23 protein-coding genes and 1 rRNA gene are annotated in these 24,686 nt (G+C 27.5%); 12 read left to right on the top strand and 12 right to left on the bottom strand.

Annotated features, from left to right (window positions below; all coding sequences use genetic code 11):
• The 4 genes from IQC44_RS04320 to IQC44_RS04305 form a co-directional block, all read right to left on the bottom strand.
• Nucleotides 1-112 (bottom strand): 16S ribosomal RNA (locus IQC44_RS04320); the annotation flags it as partial.
• 390 nt (nucleotides 113-502) lie between these two features.
• The gene (locus tag IQC44_RS04315) at nucleotides 503-1,117 is read right to left on the bottom strand and encodes a type II secretion system protein (protein WP_198305113.1); all 615 of its coding nucleotides are present in this window, start codon (nucleotides 1,115-1,117) and stop codon (nucleotides 503-505) included.
• Nucleotides 1,114-2,226 (bottom strand): glycosyltransferase family protein, encoded by a 1,113-nt coding sequence (locus tag IQC44_RS04310; RefSeq protein ID WP_228286253.1) that lies wholly within the window; start codon nucleotides 2,224-2,226, stop codon nucleotides 1,114-1,116. The genes IQC44_RS04315 and IQC44_RS04310 overlap by 4 nt, the downstream gene beginning before the upstream one ends.
• 88 nt (nucleotides 2,227-2,314) lie before the next feature.
• Complete coding sequence (locus IQC44_RS04305) at nucleotides 2,315-2,884, bottom strand: anthranilate synthase component II (protein WP_198305109.1); 570 nt, start codon at nucleotides 2,882-2,884, stop codon at nucleotides 2,315-2,317.
• Nucleotides 2,885-3,067: 183 nt separating this feature from the next.
• On the opposite strand from IQC44_RS04305, the gene IQC44_RS04300 reads away from it, so the two are divergent.
• From IQC44_RS04300 to IQC44_RS04285, 4 genes are all read left to right on the top strand, one after another.
• The gene (locus IQC44_RS04300) at nucleotides 3,068-4,075 is read left to right on the top strand and encodes a Fe(3+) ABC transporter substrate-binding protein (protein ID WP_198305107.1); all 1,008 of its coding nucleotides are present in this window, start codon (nucleotides 3,068-3,070) and stop codon (nucleotides 4,073-4,075) included.
• Complete coding sequence (locus IQC44_RS04295; RefSeq protein ID WP_198305105.1) at nucleotides 4,066-5,637, top strand: ABC transporter permease; 1,572 nt, start codon at nucleotides 4,066-4,068, stop codon at nucleotides 5,635-5,637. The genes IQC44_RS04300 and IQC44_RS04295 overlap by 10 nt, the downstream gene beginning before the upstream one ends.
• A complete protein-coding gene (locus IQC44_RS04290; protein WP_198305103.1) occupies nucleotides 5,634-6,566 on the top strand; it encodes an ABC transporter ATP-binding protein in 933 nt (310 codons plus the stop codon). Before IQC44_RS04295 ends, IQC44_RS04290 begins: the two co-directional genes overlap by 4 nt.
• 63 nt (nucleotides 6,567-6,629) lie before the next feature.
• Nucleotides 6,630-8,897 carry a diguanylate cyclase gene (locus tag IQC44_RS04285; RefSeq protein ID WP_198305101.1) on the top strand — a complete coding sequence of 756 codons (2,268 nt, stop codon included), beginning with the start codon at nucleotides 6,630-6,632 and terminating at the stop codon, nucleotides 8,895-8,897.
• A gap of 9 nt (nucleotides 8,898-8,906) precedes the next feature.
• On the opposite strand, the gene IQC44_RS04280 is transcribed toward IQC44_RS04285, so the two are convergent.
• On the bottom strand, nucleotides 8,907-10,490 hold the full coding sequence (locus tag IQC44_RS04280) for a nitrite/sulfite reductase (RefSeq protein WP_198305093.1): 1,584 nt from the start codon (nucleotides 10,488-10,490) through the stop codon (nucleotides 8,907-8,909).
• A 170-nt stretch (nucleotides 10,491-10,660) separates the two neighbouring features.
• Here IQC44_RS04280 and IQC44_RS04275 point away from each other — a divergent pair, with 170 nt between their 5' ends.
• The 3 genes from IQC44_RS04275 to IQC44_RS04265 all read left to right on the top strand — a co-directional run bounded on the left by IQC44_RS04275 (nucleotide 10,661) and on the right by IQC44_RS04265 (nucleotide 14,163).
• Nucleotides 10,661-11,731, top strand: a complete 1,071-nt coding sequence (locus tag IQC44_RS04275) for a peptidase M42 (RefSeq protein WP_198305126.1) — start codon at nucleotides 10,661-10,663, stop codon at nucleotides 11,729-11,731.
• A gap of 20 nt (nucleotides 11,732-11,751) precedes the next feature.
• On the top strand, nucleotides 11,752-11,982 hold the full coding sequence (locus IQC44_RS04270; protein ID WP_198305092.1) for a hypothetical protein: 231 nt from the start codon (nucleotides 11,752-11,754) through the stop codon (nucleotides 11,980-11,982).
• An 81-nt stretch (nucleotides 11,983-12,063) separates the two neighbouring features.
• Nucleotides 12,064-14,163, top strand: a complete 2,100-nt coding sequence (locus IQC44_RS04265) for a helix-hairpin-helix domain-containing protein (protein ID WP_198305090.1) — start codon at nucleotides 12,064-12,066, stop codon at nucleotides 14,161-14,163.
• 60 nt (nucleotides 14,164-14,223) lie between these two features.
• Here IQC44_RS04265 and IQC44_RS04260 read toward each other — a convergent pair whose 3' ends face one another.
• From IQC44_RS04260 to IQC44_RS04250, 3 genes are all read right to left on the bottom strand, one after another.
• Entirely contained in the window at nucleotides 14,224-14,607 is a 384-nt protein-coding gene (locus tag IQC44_RS04260) for a RidA family protein (protein ID WP_198305089.1), read from the bottom strand.
• 54 nt (nucleotides 14,608-14,661) lie between these two features.
• Entirely contained in the window at nucleotides 14,662-15,423 is a 762-nt protein-coding gene (locus tag IQC44_RS04255) for an NUDIX hydrolase (protein ID WP_198305088.1), read from the bottom strand.
• Nucleotides 15,424-15,593: 170 nt separating this feature from the next.
• Nucleotides 15,594-16,466 carry an AraC family transcriptional regulator gene (locus IQC44_RS04250; RefSeq protein ID WP_198305087.1) on the bottom strand — a complete coding sequence of 291 codons (873 nt, stop codon included), beginning with the start codon at nucleotides 16,464-16,466 and terminating at the stop codon, nucleotides 15,594-15,596.
• A gap of 125 nt (nucleotides 16,467-16,591) precedes the next feature.
• Between IQC44_RS04250 and IQC44_RS04245 the strand changes: the two genes are divergently transcribed.
• Nucleotides 16,592-17,698 carry an aminotransferase-like domain-containing protein gene (locus IQC44_RS04245; RefSeq protein ID WP_198305081.1) on the top strand — a complete coding sequence of 369 codons (1,107 nt, stop codon included), beginning with the start codon at nucleotides 16,592-16,594 and terminating at the stop codon, nucleotides 17,696-17,698.
• Nucleotides 17,699-17,712: 14 nt separating this feature from the next.
• Here IQC44_RS04245 and IQC44_RS04240 read toward each other — a convergent pair whose 3' ends face one another.
• The 4 genes from IQC44_RS04240 to trmD form a co-directional block, all read right to left on the bottom strand.
• Nucleotides 17,713-18,267: a hypothetical protein gene (locus tag IQC44_RS04240; RefSeq protein WP_198305079.1), complete on the bottom strand. Its 555-nt coding sequence runs from the start codon at nucleotides 18,265-18,267 to the stop codon at nucleotides 17,713-17,715.
• 5 nt (nucleotides 18,268-18,272) lie between these two features.
• A complete protein-coding gene (locus IQC44_RS04235; RefSeq protein ID WP_198305077.1) occupies nucleotides 18,273-18,878 on the bottom strand; it encodes a DedA family protein in 606 nt (201 codons plus the stop codon).
• A gap of 89 nt (nucleotides 18,879-18,967) precedes the next feature.
• Nucleotides 18,968-19,324 carry a 50S ribosomal protein L19 gene (rplS, locus tag IQC44_RS04230; RefSeq protein ID WP_198305076.1) on the bottom strand — a complete coding sequence of 119 codons (357 nt, stop codon included), beginning with the start codon at nucleotides 19,322-19,324 and terminating at the stop codon, nucleotides 18,968-18,970.
• Complete coding sequence (trmD, locus tag IQC44_RS04225; protein ID WP_198305075.1) at nucleotides 19,321-19,998, bottom strand: tRNA (guanosine(37)-N1)-methyltransferase TrmD; 678 nt, start codon at nucleotides 19,996-19,998, stop codon at nucleotides 19,321-19,323. Before trmD ends, rplS begins: the two co-directional genes overlap by 4 nt.
• Before the next feature lie 110 nt (nucleotides 19,999-20,108).
• Between trmD and IQC44_RS04220 the strand changes: the two genes are divergently transcribed.
• From IQC44_RS04220 to ilvA, 4 genes are all read left to right on the top strand, one after another.
• Complete coding sequence (locus tag IQC44_RS04220) at nucleotides 20,109-20,459, top strand: hypothetical protein (RefSeq protein WP_198305074.1); 351 nt, start codon at nucleotides 20,109-20,111, stop codon at nucleotides 20,457-20,459.
• Nucleotides 20,460-20,631: 172 nt separating this feature from the next.
• Nucleotides 20,632-22,899 (top strand): 5-methyltetrahydropteroyltriglutamate--homocysteine S-methyltransferase, encoded by a 2,268-nt coding sequence (metE, locus tag IQC44_RS04215; RefSeq protein ID WP_198305073.1) that lies wholly within the window; start codon nucleotides 20,632-20,634, stop codon nucleotides 22,897-22,899.
• 97 nt (nucleotides 22,900-22,996) lie between these two features.
• Nucleotides 22,997-23,320, top strand: coding sequence for an antibiotic biosynthesis monooxygenase (locus IQC44_RS04210; protein WP_198305072.1), 324 nt, complete (start codon nucleotides 22,997-22,999; stop codon nucleotides 23,318-23,320).
• Nucleotides 23,321-23,424: 104 nt separating this feature from the next.
• A complete protein-coding gene (gene ilvA, locus IQC44_RS04205) occupies nucleotides 23,425-24,630 on the top strand; it encodes a threonine ammonia-lyase (protein ID WP_198305125.1) in 1,206 nt (401 codons plus the stop codon).
• The last annotated feature ends 56 nt before the right edge of the window (nucleotides 24,631-24,686 follow it).

The following is a 24,686-nucleotide window of genomic DNA, read 5'->3' as shown; positions in this document are numbered from 1 at the left end:
GTGCGCCACTTAGCTGACAATTATAGCAAGCTATAATCCGTTCTCGTTCGACTTGCATGTGTTAAGCACGCCGCCAGCGTTCACTCTGAGCCAGGATCAAACTCTCCATAATTTTTTTATATTTATTTTTATTAATATTAAAGTACATCTAACAATAGAGTAAAAATTAATACTTTTATTTAAATATATATTTTTATAGTTATTTGAATCTGACTTTTTTGTTATTATTACTAATTACAAAATTATCACTCAATTTAAATAGACAAGAGTTTTACTTCTTGTATTTCTTTTATTATTCTTTACGAATTTTTAAAATAAGATTAACATATTCAGTTTACAAAGATTACTCTTCTTAACAAACCAAATCTTAGATTTTAAAGAACTTAATTTTAAACTGTATCGGTCAAATTGGACGGGAATTATAATAGGATTTTTTAGCTTTGTCAAGAGGTTTAACTTAAATTTAGCTTAAATTTTGGGATTCTTTTATTTTCTTGTAAGTTTACTCTACAAAGCCCGTTTTTGGCAATATTGTAATCTCAAAAGAATCATTATTTTCTGCCATAAACTTTATTTTACAAGGTTTTTTTATTTCATAATCATATTTTTCACTAAAATTAGAAGATAATTTTGAATAAACTCTTCCATCACTACCAAATGAAATTTGTCCTAATGAATCTGTGTTATTACAACTTACATCTACTGTTTTAATATTATAATTTTTTGTAAGTAAAGTATATTTACTATTTTCTACACTATCTTTACAAAAATTATTATTATAAAGATACTTATTTGTTAATGGGTCTTTCAAACTCTCCTTTTGATTTGGATGCCCTGTATCATTTCTTTCACTATAAATTGAGAAGTATATTCCACCCACACTCTCTCTACATCTAAAAAACTTCATTGTCCACCTTCTTTTATGCCATAAATCTTCATTTTCATCATATTTATCATCTATTAGTGCTTGGTATCTAGTTTGTTTTAAATAAAGTTCAACTCTATTTTTTAACTCTTGAAGTCTATTTTGATTTGTTTTTGGAATAAAAAGTGAATAAATTATAGATAATATGGCAAGTATTAGTGTTAGTTCAAATAAAATTGATGATTTTTTCATTTTAGCTTTTTAGTATAAACAAAAAAAACATCTTTACCTAAATAGTTTATAGCTATTTTTTCATCATAGTTATAAAACTCATTTGTTGAAACAAAGTATTCATCTCCTTCATTTATATTATAAAATCTAAGTCTTAGTGCTAATTCTAAATCATCTATTACAATATTATTAATATCCCTTTTTTTTAACTCTTCTCCTAAATCCTTTGCTATATGGTATTGATATACAAAATGTTTTTTAGCTTCTGGTAGAAAATAGTAGAGCGGTTTATTGATAAAAGTAAAAAATACATTTATAAAAAGCATAAAAATAATTAGAATCATCAAAATATCATATGCCTTCCTAAACTCTTTTAGTCTAACTCTATAGGCATTTAGAAACATTTTTAACATAGTTGGAATAAAAATAACAACAAAAGGTGCAAAATCTTCTATATAAACCTTTTGCCTAAAAGATATAATTATTGATAAAATAAGTGCCGTAAAACTAATATACCAAACTAAATCTCTATTTTTAAAAAAGATTGTTTTGTAAATTGCATACAAAAAATATAAAAAAAGAATAGGCGAGAAAATTGCAGAGTAAATTCCAACTGTATCTAATAAAAATCCTCTAGGTCTTCCATCTGTTGAAAAACCATATACATATATTGATATAAAAAATAAAATTACACTCAAATATAGTAGCAATTTATCTTTTGTTTTAAAAGAAAAAAAGAAAAGAGCAAGAAATAAAATAGCAAATGAGTTATCAATCAAAAGCAGAATAGGTAAAAGAATATATAGATGTTTATTGTATCTTTGATAATAATAAATATATAAAAGTGTACAAAAAGTTACTATTATTGCTGTATTTACAAGTAATGAAGCACTTAAAACTCCTGGTAAAGTCATAAAAATTGCAATATTAATTAATCTATCTTTTTCATATTTAAAGTAATTTTCTGTAATTTTATACATTAAAATAGAGCTTAAAACATATAAAAGTATAAATGGTCCTCTTAATGCTAAATCATTTTGTCCAAAAATATATGTTGATGTTTTTGTGATGATAGATAAAATTGAGCTATTTACAAAAAGATTTAAAGCTTCTTTGTAAGATAGGCTCAAAGAATACTCTACTTTTAAAAATAATAAACTTGTAATAACAAAAAGCAATAAATAAAAGTAGAGTTTAAATCTGTGTTGATAAATCATCTTATAATTTTAAAAAATTTCCTATAATTTTATGTCCGTGTTCACTCATAATTGATTCAGGATGAAATTGAACTGCATAAATTTGTCTATTTTTTATCTCTAAAGACATAATTTCACCATCATCCATACTTTTTGAAGTAACAACAATTTCTTCTGGCAAGTCTTTATTCTCAACAATTAAAGAGTGGTATCTTGTTTGAGTAAACTCATTTGGTAAGCCTTCAAAAATTTTTGTATCTTTTAGAACTTCTATTTTTGAAGTTTTTCCATGCATCATATTTTTTGCACGAACTACTTTTGCTCCAAAAACTTGTGCAATTGCTTGATGTCCTAAACAAATTCCAAATATTGGTTTTTTATCAGAAAAATATTTTATAACTTCCAAACAAACTCCAGCTTCATTTGGTGTTGCAGGTCCTGGAGAAATTATAATTTTGCTAGGATTTAGTTTAATTATCTCATCTAAAGTTAGTTCATCATTTCTTATAATCTTCAAATCTGCTCCTAATTCTAGGCAATATTGAACAATATTATAAGTGAAGCTATCGTAGTTATCTATCATTAAAATCATAAATCTTATCCCTTTATTTAATACTTTTATAAAATTGTAAAAATTATATCTATTGTTTTGTTTTGTTTAAATTAAACTCAATTTCACTTGATAATCATTCTTAATATAAACTATATCAAAGTTTTAAAACTATACTATTCTTTTTTTTGAAAATTACTATTTAAATATTATAAAGGATATAAAATGTTAAAAAAACTTACACTTTGTTCTTTGTTTTTTGCAAATATTTTATTTGCATCAAATGAGGTAAATGTATATTCACAAAGACACTATGATTCAGATAAAGCCCTTTTTAAGCTATTTGAAGACAAAACAGGAATTAAAATAAATCTAGTAACAGCAAAAGCTGAAGAGCTTGTTTCAAGACTATCTATTGAGGGTGCAAATAGCCCTGCTGATGTTTTAATCACTGCTGATATTGGAAATTTATGGGAAGCAAAACAAAGAGATTTACTTCAAAGTGCTAGTTCAAAAACACTTGAAGAAAATATTCCTTCACACCTAAGAGATGAGGATGGAAAGTGGTTTGCACTTACAAAAAGAGCTAGACTTTTTGTTTACAATCCTAAAACTGTAAATCCAAATGATTTAGATGACTATTTTTCTCTTACAAAACCACAATTCAAGGGAAAAGTTATAACAAGAACTGCAACTCATGCTTATAATAAATCTCTTTTAGCTTCAATTATTGCTAATCATGGTGAAGAAAAAGCTTTGGAATTTGCTAAAGGTTTAGTAAATAACTTTACAAGAAACCCTAAAGGTGCAGATAAAGACCAAATAAGAGCAGTTGCAAGTGGTGAAGCTGATATTGCTATTGTAAACTCTTACTATTTAGGAGTTATGGCAAATAGTGGCGATAAAGTTGATGAAGAGATTGCAAAAGAGGTAAAAGTATTTTTCCCTGCTCAAAAAACAACAGGTAGTCATATAAATATTTCAGGAGCTGGAGTTACAAAATTTGCTCCAAATAAAGATAATGCTATAAAATTAATCGAATTTTTAACTAGTGTTGAAGCACAAGGAGCTTTAGCTGAAGGAAATTATGAATATCCTGTAAATCCAAAGGTTAAACCAGCAGGTATTGTGGCTTCTTGGGGAGAGTTCAAGGAAGATACTATATCTTTAAATGAAGTTGGAAAATATACAAAAAAAGCTCTTGAAATAGCTACAAAAGGAAATTGGAAATAAAAACTCTAAAATTAAGTATAGCCCCTATTTTGGGGCTTTTAATCTCTCTACCTATTTTAATATTAATAATATATTTTCTTTTTACAAGCACTTTAAATCAAGAGTTTTTAAAAAGTGATTTTCTTCTTGAATATACATTAAATACATCTTATTTAATATTTGGGACTGCTTTTTTTGTAATAATTCTTGGAACAATAACATCATATTTAAGTGCAAGATTTGATTATTTTGGATCTAAATTTTTTGCTGTTTGTTTTATTTTACCTTTAGCATATCCAGCTTATATTTTTGGTTATACCTATGTTGGTTTTTTTGAGTTTCGTGGACTTTTATCTCAAATTTTTGCTGATACAACTATAAAACTCGATATTTTAAATATGTATGGGGCGATTTTTATCTTTACAATTGCTATGTTTCCTTATGTTTTTATAATAGCTCGTGTATCTTTTGCTATGGTTTCAAAAACTATTATAGAGTTAATATCTTTACAAAAGATAAATCCTACAAAAGCATTTTTTAAAGTCTATCTTCCACTATCTTATCCAGCAATTTTTGCAGGAACAATTCTAGCAATTATGGAGACATTAAGCGATTATGGAACGGTTTTATACTTTGGAATAGATACTTTTAGTGTTGGAGTTTTTAAATCTTGGTTTGGATACAACGATTTAAGTGGAGCAATAAATATAGCAATAGTTTTACTTATTTTTGTATTTTCAATTCTTCTTATAGAGTATCAAGTTAGAAAGAAATTTAGATTTTCAAGCTCTACAAATAGTAGCCAAAAAGCAGAAAAAATAAAGCTAAAAGGAAAACAAAACTTTTTAGCATTTTTTATCTCTTTTATAATATCTTTATTTACTCTTTTTATTCCAACTGGAGTTTTATTATACTGGACATTTTTGGATATAAACACTCTTGATTTTACAGCATTTAACTTCCTGTTTAATACATTAAAACTAAATATTATTTCAAGTACATTTATAATATTTTTAGCATTTTTAATAGTATATTTTTTAAGATTTTTTCCAACAAAAATATCAAATGTTACTCATAAACTTTCAATGCTAGGATACTCAATTCCAGGAGCTGTTGTTGCTGTTGGTTTAATAATTATTGCAAACTATTTAGATAGAGGTTTAGGCTTTGCTTTTTTTAGTGGCTCATTTATGATTTTGGTTTTTGCCTACACTACAAGATATTTTGCTTCAAGTATTGGAAGTGTTGAAAATGGCTTTAGCAAAATAAATAGTTCACTAGATGATGCTAGTAGAATTTTTTGTAAAAGTGAAAAAGAGTCTATTTTTAAAATATATTTGCCACTTTTAAAACCATATTTACTAAGTGGTTTTTTAATTTTATATATTGATATTGCAAAAGAGCTTCCAGCAACCTTGATTTTACGACCATTTAACTATGATACTTTAGCAATTAGAGTTTATGAACTAGCTAGTAACGAAATGCTTTATAAAACAGGCTTTCCATCTTTACTGCTTGTTGGTTCTACTGCTATTGCTGTACTATTTTTAAATTTTAAAAAGAAAAATAAGAGAAAAAAATGAAAAAAATTGTTGAAATAAAAAAACTAAGTAAAACTTTTTGTAAAGGTGATATTTGTGTAGCAAATAATCTAAATCTTGATTTATATGAAGGTGAAATTTTTACAATTTTAGGTACAAGTGGAAGTGGAAAAACTACTTTTTTAAGAATGTTAGCAGGGCTTGAAACTCCAGATAAGGCTGAGATAAAGATAGATGGAAAAGTGGTTTTTTCAAAAGATATAAATATTGAGCCAAATCAAAGAGAAGTTTCAATTGTATTTCAAAACTATGCCCTACTTCCTCACTTAAATGTAGCTTCAAATATACTTTTTGGAAGCAGTGCTAATAAAAAAGAGCTTGAAGAGATTTTAGAAAAAACTAAACTAAAAGGGCATGAAGATAAATATCCTCACGAGCTAAGTGGTGGACAACAGCAAAGAGTTGCTTTAGCAAGAGCTATTATAAATAAACCAAAAATTCTGCTACTTGATGAGCCTTTGAGTAATATTGATACAGAGCTAAGAAATATTTTAAGATTAGAGCTAAAAGAGATGATTAAAGATTTTAATATAACAGCACTTTTTATAACTCATGATAAAGAAGATGCATTTTTTCTATCTGATAGAATTGCAATTATGCATGGTGGAGAGATTTTACAAGTTGGAACTAGCCAAGAACTTTATAATAACCCAAAAACTCTATATAGTGCAAAATTTTTAGGAAAAATTACACAAATAGATGAAAACTCTTATATAAGACCTGAAAATATAAAAATTTGTGAAAATGGAAATATCAAAGGTGTGGTAAAAGATAGCATATTTTATGGAAACTTCAACGAAATAACAGTTTGTGCAAATAATAGAGATTTAATAATAAATAGCTTTGAAAATAGCCCAAATATTGGAGATAATGTAAGTCTTAGTTTTGAAAATAAGATTTTAAAATTTTAATTATTTAATATTAAAAAAAGTTAAATTAATACGATATTTATTAATATTTATATATCATTAAATATGTTTTTAAAAAGAATTTTACTATTAATTTTCATCTGTTCATATTTAAATGCTAAAGAAAAGATTACTTTATATCCAGACTGGTTAGACCAATTCCAATTTGCAGGTTACTATATAGCTAAGGAGAAAGGATTTTATGATGATTTTGGTTTAGATGTTGAAATTCAACCATTTAATCAAAATATAAATATTGTAGATAAAGTATTAAATAATAGTGCTACCTATGGTATTGGAAAATCGTCTCTTATATTAGAAAAGTACAATAATAAAGATTTAGTTTTTATCTCTAGTATTTTTCAAGAATCTCCTTTAATCCTACTTAGTTTAAAAAATAAAAGTATAAATAATATTTCCGATTTAAAAAACAAAAAAATAATGATAACAAATGATGCAATAGAAAGTGCAACCATTAAATCTATTTTAAATAGTGATAAAGGTTTTGATATTTCAAATATTGATATTATAAAGCACTCGGGGAATATTGAGGACTTAATAAATAATAAAGTTGATGTAATGGCATGTTATTTATCAAATGAACCTTATACTTTAAGTAAAAAAGGTATAGATTTCAACTACTTTTCCACAAACTACCTAAATCTCAACTTCTATGAAGGAATTATTTTTACATCTCAAACTGAAGTCTTATCAAACCCTTTTAGAGTACAAAGTTTTGATAAAGCATCGTTAAAAGGTTGGGAATATGCTTTTGAAAATGTAGAAGAGAGTGCAAAAATAATTTTTGAAAAATATAACTCACAAAATAGAACTTTAGATGAACTAATTTATGAAGGAAATGTTTTAAAAGATTTAGCAAAATTCGACAATGGCTTACTAGGAGATATAAACTATAATAGAATTGAAGATATTAAAAAATTCTACACTTATAGCGGAATAAACAAAAGTCTAAACTCTTTTAATTCTCAATCAATAATTTTCAACAAAGAGTATTTAGTTTTAAATAGTAGCCAAAAAAACTATCTTTCAAGAAACCAATTTACACTTTTAATCAAAGATTCAAATATTCCTTTCTCTTTCAAAGTAGATAATGAATTAAAAGGTTTTGAGATAGATATATGGAACTTATTATCTGAAAAATTATCAAAACCATTTAGTAGTGAAGAGGTTTTATTAAATCAGCAACTTAATATATTTTCAAACACTATAAAAGCAAACTTTATCTACTCTTATGAAAAACCAGCGAAAAAAGATAAAGTTTACACAAAAGCGTTAGCTCCAATACCATTGGTTCTTGCAACAAACAGAGATAAAGGCTTTGTTACTGACTTGAAAAGCTTTGAAAATATTAAAATTGGTATTTTAAGTTCTTTAAATATAAAAGGGAAACTACTATCTTTATATCCAAAAATTGAATTTGTTGAGTTTGAAACAGATAATTTAGGACTAATGTCTTTGAGTAAGAATGAAATTTATGGATATGTAAATAATATTTATTCACTAAATTCAAGTATAAATAAAAACAATTTTAAAGATATAAAAATAAATTCTGCTTTAAATTTATCTATAAACTCTTATTTAGAAATTGAAAATAAAGACAGAGAGTTTAAAGAGATTTTAGATTTGGCTATTGCAAAACTAAAATCAGATGAAATTAATTCTATTTTCAATTCTTACTCTCAAATATTTATAAAAGAAGATATAAATTATGAAGAGTTTTTAAAAATTGCTATTCCATTTTTACTAATTATTGCTCTAATTTTATATTTAAATTTTAAATTATATAAAGAGATAAAACTACGAAAAAAAGCAGAAAATGAGCTTATAGAATTAGCAACAAATGACCCATTAACAAATATTTATAATAGAAGAAAAATTGAAGAAATATGTGAGTATGAGATAAAACTAGCAGATAGATACAATACACCTTTTTCAATTATCTTCTTTGATTTAAATAGCTTTAAACCTATAAATGACAATTTTGGACATCATGCAGGAGATGAAGTTTTAATAAAAGTTGCAAATAATATATCAAAACATATAAGAAATTCTGATAGCTTTGGAAGATGGGGTGGTGATGAGTTTTTAATTGCTCTTCCTCAAACAAATATATACCAAGCAAACTCTTTAATAAATATTTTACAAACTCATCTTTTACATATAAAGTTTGATTTTGATAAAAATCTTAAAATTTCATGTAGCTTTGGAGTTTGTGAATATAAAGAAAATAGTTCATTAGAGGATATGTTAAAAGAAGCTGATGAAATTATGTATGAGGAAAAAGCAAAACATAAGGCTTCAAAAAAGGCTTAAAAGCCTTTTTTATTCTTCATCAACAGCTCCACAAACTGGTTCTATTGAAGCTACATACTCTTTAAAGTTTGATTTTCCTTTATTATCTTTTATATACTCATTTACTAAACCTATAATAAAATCAACAACACCAGTTGAAGGTACTTTAATTCCAATTTTTCTAGCTATTCTACTTTTTACAGAACCTTCAAGATTTCCACCTAAAATCACATCATAACCCTCAACTCTTTGCCCTTCATGTCTAATCATAGCACCAACAAATCCAATATCTGAGATTTGTGGGTGAGAACAGCCATTTCCACAACCAGAAATAGCAAAAGTTACATCTTCTTTAAAATTTGGAAGCCTTTTTTCAAGCTCTAATACAACTTGTTTTGCAAACTCTTTTGTCTCAGTTATTCCAAATTTACAGAACTCTTTTCCAGTACATGATAAAAATCTAGCTTTAAAAGGACTCGGTCTATATGGATAACCTAAAGCATCAAACTCATCAGCCAAAGCTTGAACTACCTCATCTTTTACATCATAAACAATAAAGTTTTGAGTTCCTGTTAGCGCTATTCCACCAGCTTCATATTTTTTGCAAATTTCATAGAATTTTACAAAATCTTCTCCTGCAACTCTTCCTGAATTTGTCGCACAACCAACATAAGAAAGCCCTGCTTGTTGTTGTCTGTTTATACCAAAGTGATTTCTTTTTTCAAAAGATACATAATCAGGTTCAATATATCCATCATCCAACTTGTACCCTACTATTTTTTCTATCTCTTCAACAAATTTTTCTATTCCCCAATCATTTAAAAGGTGTCTAACTCTTGCTTTATTTCTATTTGCTCTATTTCCATTGTCTCTAAAAATCTCAGCAATTGCAACAGCAACATCTAAAACTTGATTCTCTTTTATATATTTATTTGCCCTTGTTGCTATCTGTTTAGATTTAGACAATCCTCCACCAATAGTCAAGTCAAATACTACTTCCCCTGATGGTTTTTTTAATGCTGTAAATGCAGCATCTTGCACTTCATGAGCAGCACAATGACACTTACAACCACTAATTCCTAATTTATATTTTCTTGGAAAGTTACAAAATCTATCATCATTTTTATCAAAATAATCATTTACATCTTGCAAAATCTTCCTTGCATCATAAATTTCTCCTAAATCTTTTCCACTAACAGGACAGGTCATAATTGGTCTTGGTCCATCACCAGATGCCATTCTTGAAGTAAGACCAACTTTATTTAACATCTCTAAAATTACGGGAATATCTTTAATCTCTATATAGTGAAACTGAACATTTTGTCTATTTGTAAAATCAACTAAACCTTGAGCATATTTAACACCAATTTCACTCATTACTTTTAGTTGTTCCAAATTCATTCTTGCATCAACTAATTTTATTCTTTTCATAAAATATTTTTTATCTTCTAAACCCTCTTTATTTACATGAGGATACATACCATACCATTTTAAAAGACCTATATATTCATCTTTTAAAGGAATGCCTTCTAGTGCTTCTTTATATAAATCATCAATTACTCTAAGTGGATTTCTTGATGCTTTTAGAATTTCAAGTTCTGATAATTCTGCCATACTATTCCTTACTAAAATTATTTATTTTTGAAATTATATCCTTAATTTTTTAAACATAGATTAAAATAAACTTGATTAAAAAACTAAAGTATTAATATTTTTGTAAATTATAGCTATAATCTTGGAAAATATATCAAAATTTAGGAGAAAGTTTGGATAAATCATTTTTTATGAAAGAAAAAGAGTTTAGCACTTTTTTAGATTTACTAAAACAGCTAATAAGAGTTCCTAGTGTTACAGGAGCTGAACACTCTTTTTTACTATATCTAAAAAGAGAATTAGATGAAATTGGAATTAAAACCGAGCATTATGATGGGCTTTTAGTTGCAAGTGGAGATGAGCCAACAAATGGAATATTAAGCGCTCATATTGATAGACACGGGGTGATTTGTACTGGACCAAATGAGTTCCAATTTGCTGCATTTTTGGCAAAAAATCGCTCTGATTTAAGAGGAGATAGCTTATCTGAACAAACTTTTCAACTAATCTCAAAAAGATATATAAATCAAAATGTCCATGCCTACGACCCTTTTAATGGTGGATATTTAGGAATGGGAAAAATAACTGATGCCTTTTTAAAAGAGGAGATAAATAACTTAATCTTTGAAATAGAAGGATTAAATCATCTACTTCCTAGTACTCCTATTGCCTTTGTTGATAAATTAAAACAAAATGAAAATCTAATTTCTGCCCAACTTGATAATGTTATAAGTGCAGCAATAATTTTATATCTATATCAACATGGATTTAAAGGAACTGCATTTTTTACAGCTCAAGAAGAAGCTGGAAAAAGTTGGAGATTTATAAATGAGTGGTTTAAAAAAAATAAAATTTCCACAAATAGACTTATAGTTCTTGATACAAGTCCTTATGAAACAAGAGAAGAAGCCGATAAGCAAATGGTAGTTTTAAGAAATAAAGATGTAAATGCAAAATTTAAATCTCCACTGTTAAAAGAGGTAAAAAGCTTTTGTAAAAAATATAAAATCTCATATTCATGTAAAGATGAATTTATTTTGGAAAAAAATAAAAAGAGAGAGGAAGAGGGACTAAAACCCCTTAGTATTGGAAGTACAGAATTAGGAAGAATTATTATGGAATCACAAGGACAAATTCAAGGAACAACCTTACAAATACCAACCACAGGTTATCATACAGTTGATGAAACTGCGAATATTAGGGCTGTTGAAACTATTATTTTTATTTTAAGCAAATTTTATATTAAAATTGCAAATATTTAGATTTAAACAAGAAGGGAAAAATGGATTTAGCTATTATTTATGAATTAAGAGCAGCTGATGTAAAAGAGGAAGATATAGAGCTTATAATGAATAGAGTGAAGAATAGATTAAGTGAAGAGAATATTGATAAAGAGTTAGTAAAAATGGGGTATCCAAAAATTTTTACTGTTGATTATAGTGAATTTGATAACTACGATTACAATGATAACTATACACCAAATAGTAGAGGTAACTTCGACGATTTAGATTAAAACTAGCTTTAATATACTTTCATAAGCACTTTGTTTATGAAAGTATCCTATCATTTTACAAAATCCAAAAAAAGAAAATTTATGAATTTAATAGAAATTTTACAAGAAAAGACAAATTTACCAAGAAATATTATTGAAAATATAATAAAACTGCTTGAAGATGGTTGCACTATTCCCTTTATTGCAAGATATAGAAAAGAGTTTACAAATGGTGCAACAGATGAACAACTTAGAGCTTTTGAAGAGCTTTTTGAGTATTCAAAAAAACTAATTTTGCGAAAAGAAGAGATAAAAAATCTTCTAAAAGAGAAAAACTTTTTAGATGAAAAAATAGCCAAAATTTTAGATGAAGCTACCTCTTTACAAGCTTTGGAAGATATTTATGCACCTTTTAAAGAGAAAAAATCTTCAAGAACTACAACTGCAATTGAAAATGGGCTTGAACCACTAGCAAATGTTATTCAAAGTATGAGATATAGTTTAGAAGAGTGTGAACAAAAAGCAAAACAGTTTTTAAATGAAAATATAAAAACCATAAATGATGCAATAAACGGAGCAAAAGATATAATAGCCCAAAGATATGCAGATGATTTTAAATCAAAAGAAGTTATTAGAAATTCTATACAAAATTGGGGAAATTTAGAAATAAGTGCAGGTAAGGAGTTTGATAAAAATGGACTTTATACAAATTTTGTAAATACAAGTGAAAAGATAAAATATATAAAATCTCATAGAGTTTTAGCGATTTTAAGAGCAGTAAATGAGAAACAACTCTCTATAAAGATTGAAATTGATGAAAATGCAATTTGTGAAAATATAAAAAAATACAAAATTCCTACAAATGCTTCTTCTTCAAAAGATTTAGTTTTTGACTCTTACAAAGATGGTCTAAAAAGGCTACTTCTTCCAACACTAAAAAGAGAAGCTATTTCAAACTTAAAGGAGAAAGCAGGTCTTGAAGCTATAAATCTTTTTGGAAAAAATCTAAAAGAGTTGCTACAAACTGCTCCACTTGTAAATCAAATTATTCTTGGAATTGATCCAGGGTATAAAACTGGTTGTAAAATAGCTCTTATCGATGAAAATGGACTTTTTTTGGATAGTGCTGTAATTTATCCCACAAAACCTAAAGAGGATTTTGTGGGTTCTGCAAAAACTGTTTTGGAACTAATCAAAAAATATAAAGTTACTGCTATTGCTATTGGAAATGGAACTGCCTCAAGAGAAACAGCAAATTTTATAGATACTTTAATCAAAGAAAATAGTTTAGATATAAAATATGCAATAGTTAGTGAAATAGGAGCTAGTGTTTATTCTGCTTCAAAAATTGCTTCTCAAGAGTATCCAAACCTTGATGTAACGATAAGAGGAGCGATTTCTATTGCTCAAAGACTTAGAGATCCTATGGCAGCCTTAGTAAAAATTGACCCAAAATCTTTGGGAATTGGGCAATACCAACATGATGTAAATCAAAAAGAGTTAAGCCAAAAGCTTGAAAATATAACAATAGATTTGGTAAATAAAGTTGGAGTTGATCTGAACTCTGCTTCATATAAACTTCTCTCATTTATCTCTGGAATTAGTGAAAAATTGGCTCAAAATATTGTAGAACATAGAGAAAAAATCAAAAAATTTAAGACAAAAGAAGAACTTCTAAAAGTAAAAGGAGTAGGAGAAAAAGCCTATATTCAAAGTGTAGGATTTTTGCGAATAAAAGATGGCAAATCTGTTTTGGATAATACAGCAATTCATCCTGAAGATTACGAACTTGTAGCAAAACTCCAAAAAAAATATAATTTGGAGGAGATAAAAGATTTTGAAAAAGTGGCAAAGGAGCTAAATTGCTCTATCTTAAAACTAAAAGATATTGTAAATGAGCTTACAAAAGTTGGCTTTGATGTAAGAATGGATTTTAATCAAGTAAAGTTTTCAAATGATGTTTTAGATATAGAAGATTTAAGAGAAGGCTTTATTTTAAGTGGAATTGTGCGAAATATCACAGATTTTGGAGCTTTTATTGATATTGGACTAAAAAATGATGCCCTACTTCATATTTCACAAATAAGCGAAAAAAGAATCTCTCATCCAAGCGAAGTTTTAAGTATAAATCAAAATTTGGAAAATCTAAAAGTTGTAAGTGTGGACTTAGAAAAACAAAGAGTTGGGGTTAGTTTGAGATAAAAATGATAAGTAATTTTTATTTAAAGTATTTTATGTAGCATATAAAAACTAGAGTTTTCTCTAGTTTTTATATGCTATAACATCCACTTCAACCAAAACATTTTTTGGTAGAGTTTTTACAGCAACTGTACTTCTTGCTGGTGCAGAATCTGCTTTGAAATATTGTCCATATATTTCATTAAAAGCAGTAAAATTATCCATATCAGATAAATAACAAGTTGTTTTTAAAACATTTTCAAATGAACTTCCAGCCTCTTCTAAAACAGCTTTTAAATTTTCCATAACTTGTTTTGTTTGCTCTTGTACTCCACCATTTACAATTTCCATAGTAGTTGGGTCTAGTGCAATTTGTCCAGAAGTGAAAACCAATTTTTCAAAACTTGTTGCTTGATTGTATGGTCCTATTGCACTTGGTGCTTTTGTTGTACTTATTATTTTTTTCATTTTTATCCTTTTTTTTGAAGATTGTATTATATTTAGTTTTTGCTTGTTTTATTTCTATACAAAAAACAACTCAAACTCATTTTTTAGATGATTTAAAATAGGTGTTTCACTTTTTTCTAATCCACCACCACTTAAAGCAGACTTTACAATAGCCTTTGTATAGCTGTTAATATCGGCTCTAGCAAACATCACATCTACATTTAGCCAAATAGCTTCATCTATTTCTTGCTTATCTTTTACATCTATTTTTAAGCTTTTTGGAGTTGCTTTGCATAATACATATAAATTTGATTTATGAAATTGATGAGGATAAAAATGCCCAATAGAGATAATCTTTTCAAACTCAACTACAACTCCAGTCTCTTCATAAACCTCTCTACTTAAAGCTTGAGAAATCATCTCAGCATCATCAATATGCCCACCAGGAAGCTTATAATATTCATTCCTTATTTTTTCTTTTATTAATAAAATCTCATTTTTACTATTTATTACAACTGCTCCAACTCCCAAAGTATGATTTGCTAAATTTGGAACTATTGCATTTTCTTTCAAAACCTTTACTAAAAGCAGATAATCTTTATTGCAAGAGTGGAAAGTAAAACCCTGTTTTGTCAAAATTGGAATAATTTTTGACTCTTTTATATCTACATAAATCCAAATGAGATTTCTTTTATCTTTTGTAATTTCAAGCAAAGTATCCAAACTTTTTTCAAACTCCAAAATATCTTTTGGGAAGTCATCTTTATCTATTGTTATTCCATTGTATGGATCAAGGCTTGTTTTAAAATTTGCTATAAACTCAATACTTGTATTCATAAATTATCCTTTTAAATGTTTCCCATTTAAAAGGAAACCAATCTTATTTATCTACTTTTTATAACGTGGATTTTTGTGCCTATGGCACTCTCTTTGAGAAAAATCCCCTAAAAAGTAGCTTGTTGTTAAACTCTCTGTGAGAAAAACCTAAAGAACCTTGAGAACAAGGTTTATACATATCTTATTGGCAAATAAAAATCCAAAATAAACTCTTCATCACTACTTAAAAAGTGATTTTTATGATAAATCGTATAAGATGGATTTGTAGTTGTTTCATATCCACTTTTTACAAGCCAAGTGTGATAAACCCACTGTATTAGCTTGATTACATCGCCATATTTTCCACTTAAAGGAAATTTTGCATAAATCCCTTTTGGGACAATCAAAGATGGCAATGAGATATTTTTTAACTCTTTATCATCTTCAATTACAATCATTGCAATATATTGACAATCTTCAAGTGGAGTTATAATTGGGTTATCGTGGTGAAGTGCCATTTGAGAAAAGTTTTGAATCTCATTTGTATAAATCCAAGTTTGAAGTTTTGCCCAAGTGTGTTTTATACTTTTATCATAACCTTTGTGCCTTATATAATAGGCTTTTTGTTCTTTCATTTTTACAATTGTTGGTTCTATTTTGAACTCTTTTTCTTCACTGTTATTTGATACTTTTTGTACTATTTTATTTGAATACTCTTTATATCCACCATTTTTCCACTCTTTTGGAGTCATATAAAATCTCTGTTTAAAACTTCTTATAAATGATGTTTGAGAGCTATATCCAGTCATTTTTGAAATATCTGTAATAGTTGAAAATCTATTTGTAATAAGTAAATTTGCAGCTTTTTGAAGCCTAATTGATTTTATACTCTCATAAATATTTTTTCCAAACTCATCTTTGAAAATACGATGAAGATGAAACTTGCTAATATTTAATTCAAGGCTTAATTCATCTATGTTTATATCTGTATCAATATATTTATAAATATAGTTCATAACATCATTTGCTATTTTTGTTCGTTTTTCAAAAGTATCTTTTTTCATAAATTAGATTATAGCAAGATTTGTATATAAAATTAGCAATAAATATTAGTTATAAAAGCATTTTATGTAAAGTATAAAGATTTTTTTTTATGTAGAATTTTAAAAAAATTAAGGAATTCAAAATTATGAAGCGGTCATTTATAAGAGAAATTTTAGAAGCAATTGATGAACACACTATTTCTTTTGCAGGTGGGCTACCTAGTGCAAATCTTTTTCCAGTAGAAGATTTAAAAGAGGCAACTTTAAAAATTATTGATAATCCAAAAGTTTATCAATATACTGTAAGCAACGGAATAGAGAGTTTAAGAGAAAAAATAGCACAAAGATATACAAAACAAGGCTTTCCTACAACAAAAGATAATATTCTAATCACAACAGGAAGCCAACAAGCTATGTATATTTTGGCTAAGTTTTTTGAAAATCAAAATATCACTATTGAAGAACCATCATATTTGGGTGCTATGAATATTTTTAGATTAAATAATCTAAAAATGAGTGGAGTAAAACTAGAAAATGATGGAATAAATGTAGAAGATTTTGAAAAAGATTTTGATAAAACAAAACTAGCATATTTAATTCCTGATTTTCAAAACCCAAGTTCAACAACTTATAGCTTAGAAAAAAGAGAAGAAATAGCAAAAATAGTTGAAAAACAAAATGGAATTTTAATAGAAGATAGTCCATATAGTGAACTATATTTTGAAGAAAAGATGTCATATATTAGTGCAAAAATTCCAAATAACTCATTTCATTTAGGAAGTTTTTCAAAAACTTTAGTTCCTAGTTATAGAATTGGCTGGATAAGAGCTAGTGTAGAGAAAATAAAATCACTTATGATTATAAAAGAGAGCATTGATTTACACTCTAGCGGTTTTGTGCAGTATGTTTTGGCTGAATATTTAAATAGTGAAGAGAAATATGAGAAGCATTTACAAAATATAAGAGATAATTACAAATCAAAAGCAGAGTTTTTCTCACAAAAATTAAAAGAGATAATGCCAGAGTTTAAGCACGAAGTTCCAAAAGGTGGAATGTTTTTATATGGTGGTTTTGATAGTAAGATTGACACTTTTACCCTAGTTCAAGAGTGCTTAAAGAAAAAGGTTGTTTATGTTCCTGCAAATCAGTTTTATATAGACAAAACCCCAAATAGTGAAATAAGATTTAACTATACACACTCAAGTTTTGAAGATATTGAAAAAGGAATAAAACTTATAAAATCTTGTTTATAATAGATTTATAGAAGCTAAAATTTAATTTTAGCTTTTAGTATTTTATAAATTTTTATAACTTTATCTTTTAAAGAGTGTTTTGAAAAAGTGAAATTATTTTTAAAATACTCTTTTATACTTGCAATTTTCTCATAAATCAAAAGATATATTTTTGAATTTTTAATTCTATTTTTCAGATAAATTAGTTTTTCATAAACTATTTCAAACCATCTAAATTGTAGTAGTTTCTCTTTTGTAATATCAAAAAACCATAAAATAAGAACAGCAAGTGGAAGTTTTAGCAAATATATAAAAATAGCCAAAGAAATATATCCTTGAACAAACACTATTGCAGCATAAACTCCAAGAAGTTCAACTATTGTGAAAAATATTAAAAATATAAAGAGAATTAAATATCTGTTTAGACTCTTGATTTTTAAAACTATTTTTTCAACAATTTGAAATTGTAAGATAAAATTAGAGAAGATATTTAAAATAGGTTTAGCTATTTTTTCCCAAACCAACTCTTCAAAAACGATATAAATTAAGACTAAAATAACTAAAAATATATCAATTAGTTTGTTAAACACTCTTCTCATTTTTGTTTTATTTTTACTCTTTTGTAGTAAATATAGCTACTTATTGCGATTATTATTAAAATTACAATTATAATTTGATGCAGATAATCTTTTATAAGTTCTTGATTTTCTCCCAAAAAATAACCCAAATATGCTAAAACTATCATCCAAATTCCAGCACCTAAAGTTGTGTATAGTGAGAATTTAGCTAAATTCATCTTTGCTAAACCAGCAGGAAGTGATATATATTGTCTTACAACAGGGATTAATCTTCCAAAAAATGTAGATATATGACCATGTTCTTTGAAAAATTTCTCAATTTTTTCTAAAGTTTCAACTTTAATAAAAACATAGTTTCCATATTTTATAAGGAATTTTCTTCCTAATTTCATAGCTAAATAGTAGTTAAATAAAGCACCAAAAAGCGAACCTAAAATTCCAGAAAGTATTACTAAAAATATATTCATCTCACCTTTATATGCCAAATATCCAGCAGGTATCATAACCACTTCAGATGGGAAAGGTATTATAAATGAGCTTTCAATAAACATCATTATAAAGATACCAAAGTATCCTAAGCTTCCTACAGTTTCAACAATAAAATTTATGATTTCTGATAACAAAAGTTTCCTTTGTTTTGAAGATTTACAATCTTTTTGATTGAAAATTTAAAGATATTTTTAGAAATAAGTAATTAAGGAAAAATCCTTAATTATCTTTTAAGCTCTTTAATTCTTGCAGCTTTACCTTTTAACTCTCTTAAGTAGTTAAGTTTAGCTCTTCTAACTCTTCCTTTTCTGATTACATCAAAAGATTTTAATGATTCACAGTATAGTGGGAAAATTCTCTCAACACCTACACTATTTGCTCCAAGTTTTCTAATAGTGAAAGTAGCATCTACACCATTTCCACCTCTTCCAATAATTACACCTTCGAAAGTTTGAACTCTTTTTTTCTCACCTTCTTTAATCTCAACACCAAGTCTTACTGTGTCCCCTGCTCTAAATGCTGGAACTTCTTTTGAAGCTATTTGAGTTGCTTCAAAACTTGCTATATATCTGTTTTTCATCTTTTTTCCTTATTAGGTCTATAGTATTTCGTCCTAGAAACGGACATCTGAAATTTTAAGTCGCAAATTTTACTATGGTTTCCCTTTAAATATTCTTTAACCACAATTAAATTTTCATAATTTTCTGGTTTTGCAAAAGAAGGAGCTTCTAAAAGATTATTTTCATAACTTTCAACTTCTAGTGAAACCTCATTTCCTAGCACTCCTTGCACATTTCTAGCAATAGAATCTGCCATTACAAGTGAAGCTAACTCTCCACCAGTTAAGATATATTCTCCAATAGAAAAAACCTCAGAAGCATATTTTTCAATAACTCTTTCATCAATTCCCTCATATCTTCCACTTACCATTACTATATTTTTTTTATTTGCCAATCTTTTTGCATCTTTTTGAGTAAATGTTTTTGCAGCTGCAAGTGGAAATATAATATAGGCATCTTTATCTTTTCTTTTTATCTCATCAAGACAATCAAAAAGTGGCTGACAAAAAAGAAGCATTCCAGCTCCTCCACCAATCATTGTATCATCTACTTTTTTGTGTTTGTTTGTTGTAAAATCTCGTGGATTGTAAAACTCATAAGATATAAAATTTGACTCTACTGCTCTTTTAAGTATTGAGTCTTGAAAATAGCCTTCAATTAAATTTGGGAAAAGTGTTACAAATGTGAATTTCAAAGTTTAAAACCGTCCTAAAATTTTGTGTGAAATAGTACCATATTTAGTTTTACTTATTATTAAGTTTATTTTTCCTAAAGTTTCACCTTAATATTATATAAGGAAATTTTTTGAAAGTTAAAGGTTTTGGAAAAAAATATTTTTCACTTGCTTCAATTCAAGCACATTCAAGTGCTGTAAAATTGCACAAAACTGCTAGTGCTTGTAAATCTTTGATTATTTCAAACTTAAAAATTTCAAATGAAGATAAGGAAGAAGCTCCACCACTTGATGAGCTACTTTTAAGTGTTTGCACTGTTCAAACAAACAAACCTTGTCATTGCGACTGCTTTTTTGGAAGAAAAACAGCACTTGCTGTAAAACTTTTCAAATTTATTCCTAGATGTCCATTTTATTGTACATTTTTTGCTTTTAGAAGAACTGGTGTTCATCCTCCACAAATCCAATTTCAGTATTACTAGAAAAATCTTATAAAAAATCGTTTTTAAGTCCGAAAAAGACAATTTTGTACATTTAGTCAAAGTCTTTTGCAAAAGGATTTAAAACAAGATTAATAAGATTTTTATACATATTTCAAGTTCTGTTATCTACTAAAAAGTAGAAAATTAAATTATTATTAATAAGGATATTAAAATGAGTAAAAATTATGTTATAGGTTTTCCAAGAATTGGAGAAAAAAGAGAGTTAAAAAAAGTTTTAGAAGACTTTTGGGCAAAAAAAGTTGATTTTAGTGAAGTAAAATTTGTTGCTGAGAATTTAAGAAAAAGACACTGGACTTACCAAAAAGAGGCAAAAATAAATTTCATATCTTCAAATGATTTCTCACTTTATGACAATATGCTTGATACTTCAATTTTATTAGGAGCAATTCCACAAAGATTTCAACACTTAAAAGATGAAGAACAATATTTTGCAATGGCAAGAGGAAATCAAGATTGTGTAGCTATGGAGATGACAAAATGGTTTAATACAAACTATCACTATATCGTACCTGAAATTTCTAAAGATACAAAATTTGCACTAAATTCTAAAAAAGTAATAAGCGAATACAAAGAAGCAAAAGAGCTTGAAATTAATACAAAAATCAACTTAATTGGAGCAATTACATATTTAGGGCTTTCAAAAAGTGTAGATAATAGCGATGTTTTTGCACATATAAATAGTGTTGTAGCAGTTTATAAAGAGCTTTTAGAAGAGATATCAAAACTTGATGAAGAAGTAGTTGTTGAGTTTGCAGAGCCACTATTTGTAAAAGATTTAGAGCCAAAATTTTTATCACTTTTAAAGCCAGTTTATGATGCTTTAGCAACTGTATCTTCTAATATTAAAATAGTAGTAACTACTTATTTTGAACACTCAAATGAAGCTACAAAAGTTTTAGTAAATACTCCAATTTGGGCTTTAGGTCTTGATTTTATTCATGGAGCAAAAAACCTTGAAGCTCTTGAAATTATCAAAAACTCAAATAAAGTTTTAATTGCTGGAGTAATTGATGGAAGAAATATTTGGAAAAGTAACTTTGAAGATAAATTAAGTTTATTAAACAAAATCGCACAAACTGTTTCAAAAGAAAATATTATCGTGGGGACTTCTTGCTCACTTTTACATGTTCCTTTTACTTTACAATATGAAGAGAAACTTGATAGTGAAATAAAATCGTGGTTAGCATTTGCAAATGAAAAATTAAAAGAGTTAAATCTAGTTTCAAAACAGTTTTTTGGCTCAAAACTATCTTTAGAAGATGTTGCAAATATAGAAAAAAACAAACAAGACAATGCTAAAAGAAAAGTATCTTCAAAAATTCATAATCTTGCAATTCAAGATGAGATAAAAAACCTAAAAGTAAAGCAAAGAGCTGATAAATTCCAAGATAGAATAAAAGTTCAAAGAGAGTTCTTTGGTTATGATGCACTTGCAACTACAACTATTGGTTCTTTCCCACAAACACCTGAAATAAGAGAAAATAGAAAACAATTTAAAGCAAATGCTATTTCAAAAGAGCAATATGAAGCAGAGATTAAAAAATATATTGATGATTGTGTAGCATTTCAAGATGAGATTGGGCTTGATGTTTTAGTTCATGGAGAGCCTGAAAGAAATGATATGGTTGAGTATTTTGGAGAGCTAATGAGTGGTTTTGCATTCACACAAAATGCTTGGGTACAATCTTATGGAAGTAGATGTGTAAAACCACCAGTTATTTTTGGAGATGTTTCAAGACCAAACCCTATGACAGTTGAGTGGATAAAATATGCTCAAAGCAAAACTTCAAAAGTTATGAAAGGAATGCTTACAGGTCCAGTTACAATTTTAAACTGGTCATTTGTAAGAGATGATATTGCTAGAAACGAAGTAACAAAACAAATCGCTTTAGGAATAAATAAAGAGGTTGATGATTTACAAAATGCTGGAATTAAGATGATTCAAGTAGATGAAGCTGCATTTAAAGAGGGTTATCCTTTAAGAGCTGAAAATATCAAAGCTTATGAAAATTGGGCTGTTGAAAACTTCAGACTTAGTGTAAGTTGTGCAAAAATTGATACACAAATTCATACACATATGTGTTATAGTGAGTTTAATGATATTATCAAAACAATCGAAGCTATGGACGCTGATGTTATATCAATCGAAACTGCAAGAAGTGGAAATAGACTTTTAAGAATCTTTAAAGATGTAGCATATAAACAAGAAATTGGACCAGGGATTTATGATATTCATAGTCCTAGAGTTCCTAGTGTTGAAGAGATGGTAGCACAAATCAAAGCATTGGTTGAAGTTTTACCAAAAGAGCAACTATGGATAAATCCAGATTGTGGGCTTAAAACTAGAAAATGGCCAGAAGTAAAAGAGAGCCTAAAAAATATGGTTGAAGCTGTAAGAGTAGTAAAACAAGGAAAATAAATCAAAAATAAAGAGTCTTTTTTAAGACTCTTTGAAATATTACATTAATACTATCTTGATAAAATCCAATTTCAATTTAAAAAAATAGGAATAAATTATGTTTATAGTATTAAGAAGTTTTAAAGTAGAAAAAGGTTTTTTAGATATTTTAAGCCCAAAATTTTTGGGAAATGATGCACTAAAAAGTGCAGATGGTTTTGTAAAAATGGAATATTTGAAAAACGATAAAAATAGTGAGTTCGACACTTGTATTTTTAAAATATATTGGGAAAGTAAAGATGCTTTTTCAAACTATCAAAAAAGCCCAGCACATAAAAACGGACATAAAAACCAAAAAGAAGACGGAACTCCAAAAGAGATTTTAGATAATAAAATCGAAACTTATGAACTTATAGAGGAAATATCTAAGAATATAAACTAATTATAAAATCTAGTATCAATAAAATAATAAATTAGTGCTATAACAAGTAAAAAAGCTATATTTTGATAAAATCTGCACAAAATTTTCAAGAAAAGACAAAAAAGATGATTACACTAAATGATATTATAGATGCCAAAAAAAGGCTAGAAAATACTATTTCAAAAACTCCACTTATGAAAGCTCCTGTTTTAAGTGTGCAAAAAGATGCAGAAATATACCTAAAAGAGGACAATCTTCAAACAACAGGTAGTTTTAAATTAAGAGGTGCATTTAACAAAGTTGCTATGCTAAGTAGTGAAAAAAGAGATGCTGGAGTTGTAGCTGCAAGTGCAGGAAACCATGCTCAAGGATTAGCATTTGCTGCAAAACACTTCTCTTGCGAAGCAACTATTTTTATGCCAGAAGCAACACCACTTACAAAAGTAAGTGGTGTAAAATCTTATGGTGCAAATGTTGTTTTAACTGGTGAAAACTTCGATGAAGCTTATGCAGCAGCTATAAAATTTGCAAAAGAACAAAACAAAGAGTTTATTCACCCTTTTGCTGATGATGAAGTAATCGCAGGTCAAGGAACTATTGCTTTAGAGATTTTAGAAAATATTGAAGATATTGAACATATTATTGTGCCAATTGGTGGTGGTGGATTAATCGCAGGAGTTGCAATTGCTGCAAAAACGAAAAACCCAAACATCAAAATAACTGGTGTAGTTGCAAGTGGTGCAAGAGGTATGAAAGATAGTTTTGAAGCAAGAACTCCAATAGATTCAAGTAGTGTGCGAACTATTGCAGATGGAATTGCAGTGCGAGATGTTACTCCAAAACTTCTTGATATTATTTTAGAATATGTTGATGAAATAGTTGAAGTAAGTGAAAATGAGATTGCAAATGCGATTTTATTTCTACTTGAACGTCACAAACTAATTGTTGAAGGTGCGGGAGCTGTAAGTGTTGCAGCAATAATGCATGACAAAGTTGATATTAAAAATAAAAAAGTTTGTGCAGTTGTAAGTGGTGGAAATATCGATGTTACAATGCTTTCACTAATTATTGAAAAAGGTTTAATCAAATCTCACAGAAAAATGAATTTAATTGTAACACTTATGGATAAACCAGGTGCTTTAATGAGATTAACAGAGATTTTTACTTCTTGCTCAGCAAATATTGTACAAATAGATTTTGATAGAAACTCTTTAAAACTGGAGTTTGGAGAAGCACATGTAACTATTGCTCTTGAAACAAAAGGCGAAGAACATCAAGAGTTAATAAGAGAAAATTTGAAACAAAACGGGTATAGATTTAAACAAATTTAAATTAATTTTATATATTTATGAAGATTTTAGAAAACAAATATTATAATCATTGCATA

The organism is Arcobacter vandammei (assembly GCF_016106035.1).
Classification (GTDB): Bacteria; Campylobacterota; Campylobacteria; order Campylobacterales; family Arcobacteraceae; genus Aliarcobacter; species Aliarcobacter vandammei.
Note: the sequence above shows the minus strand (reverse complement) of the source record. Positions and strands in the feature narration are given on the sequence as shown.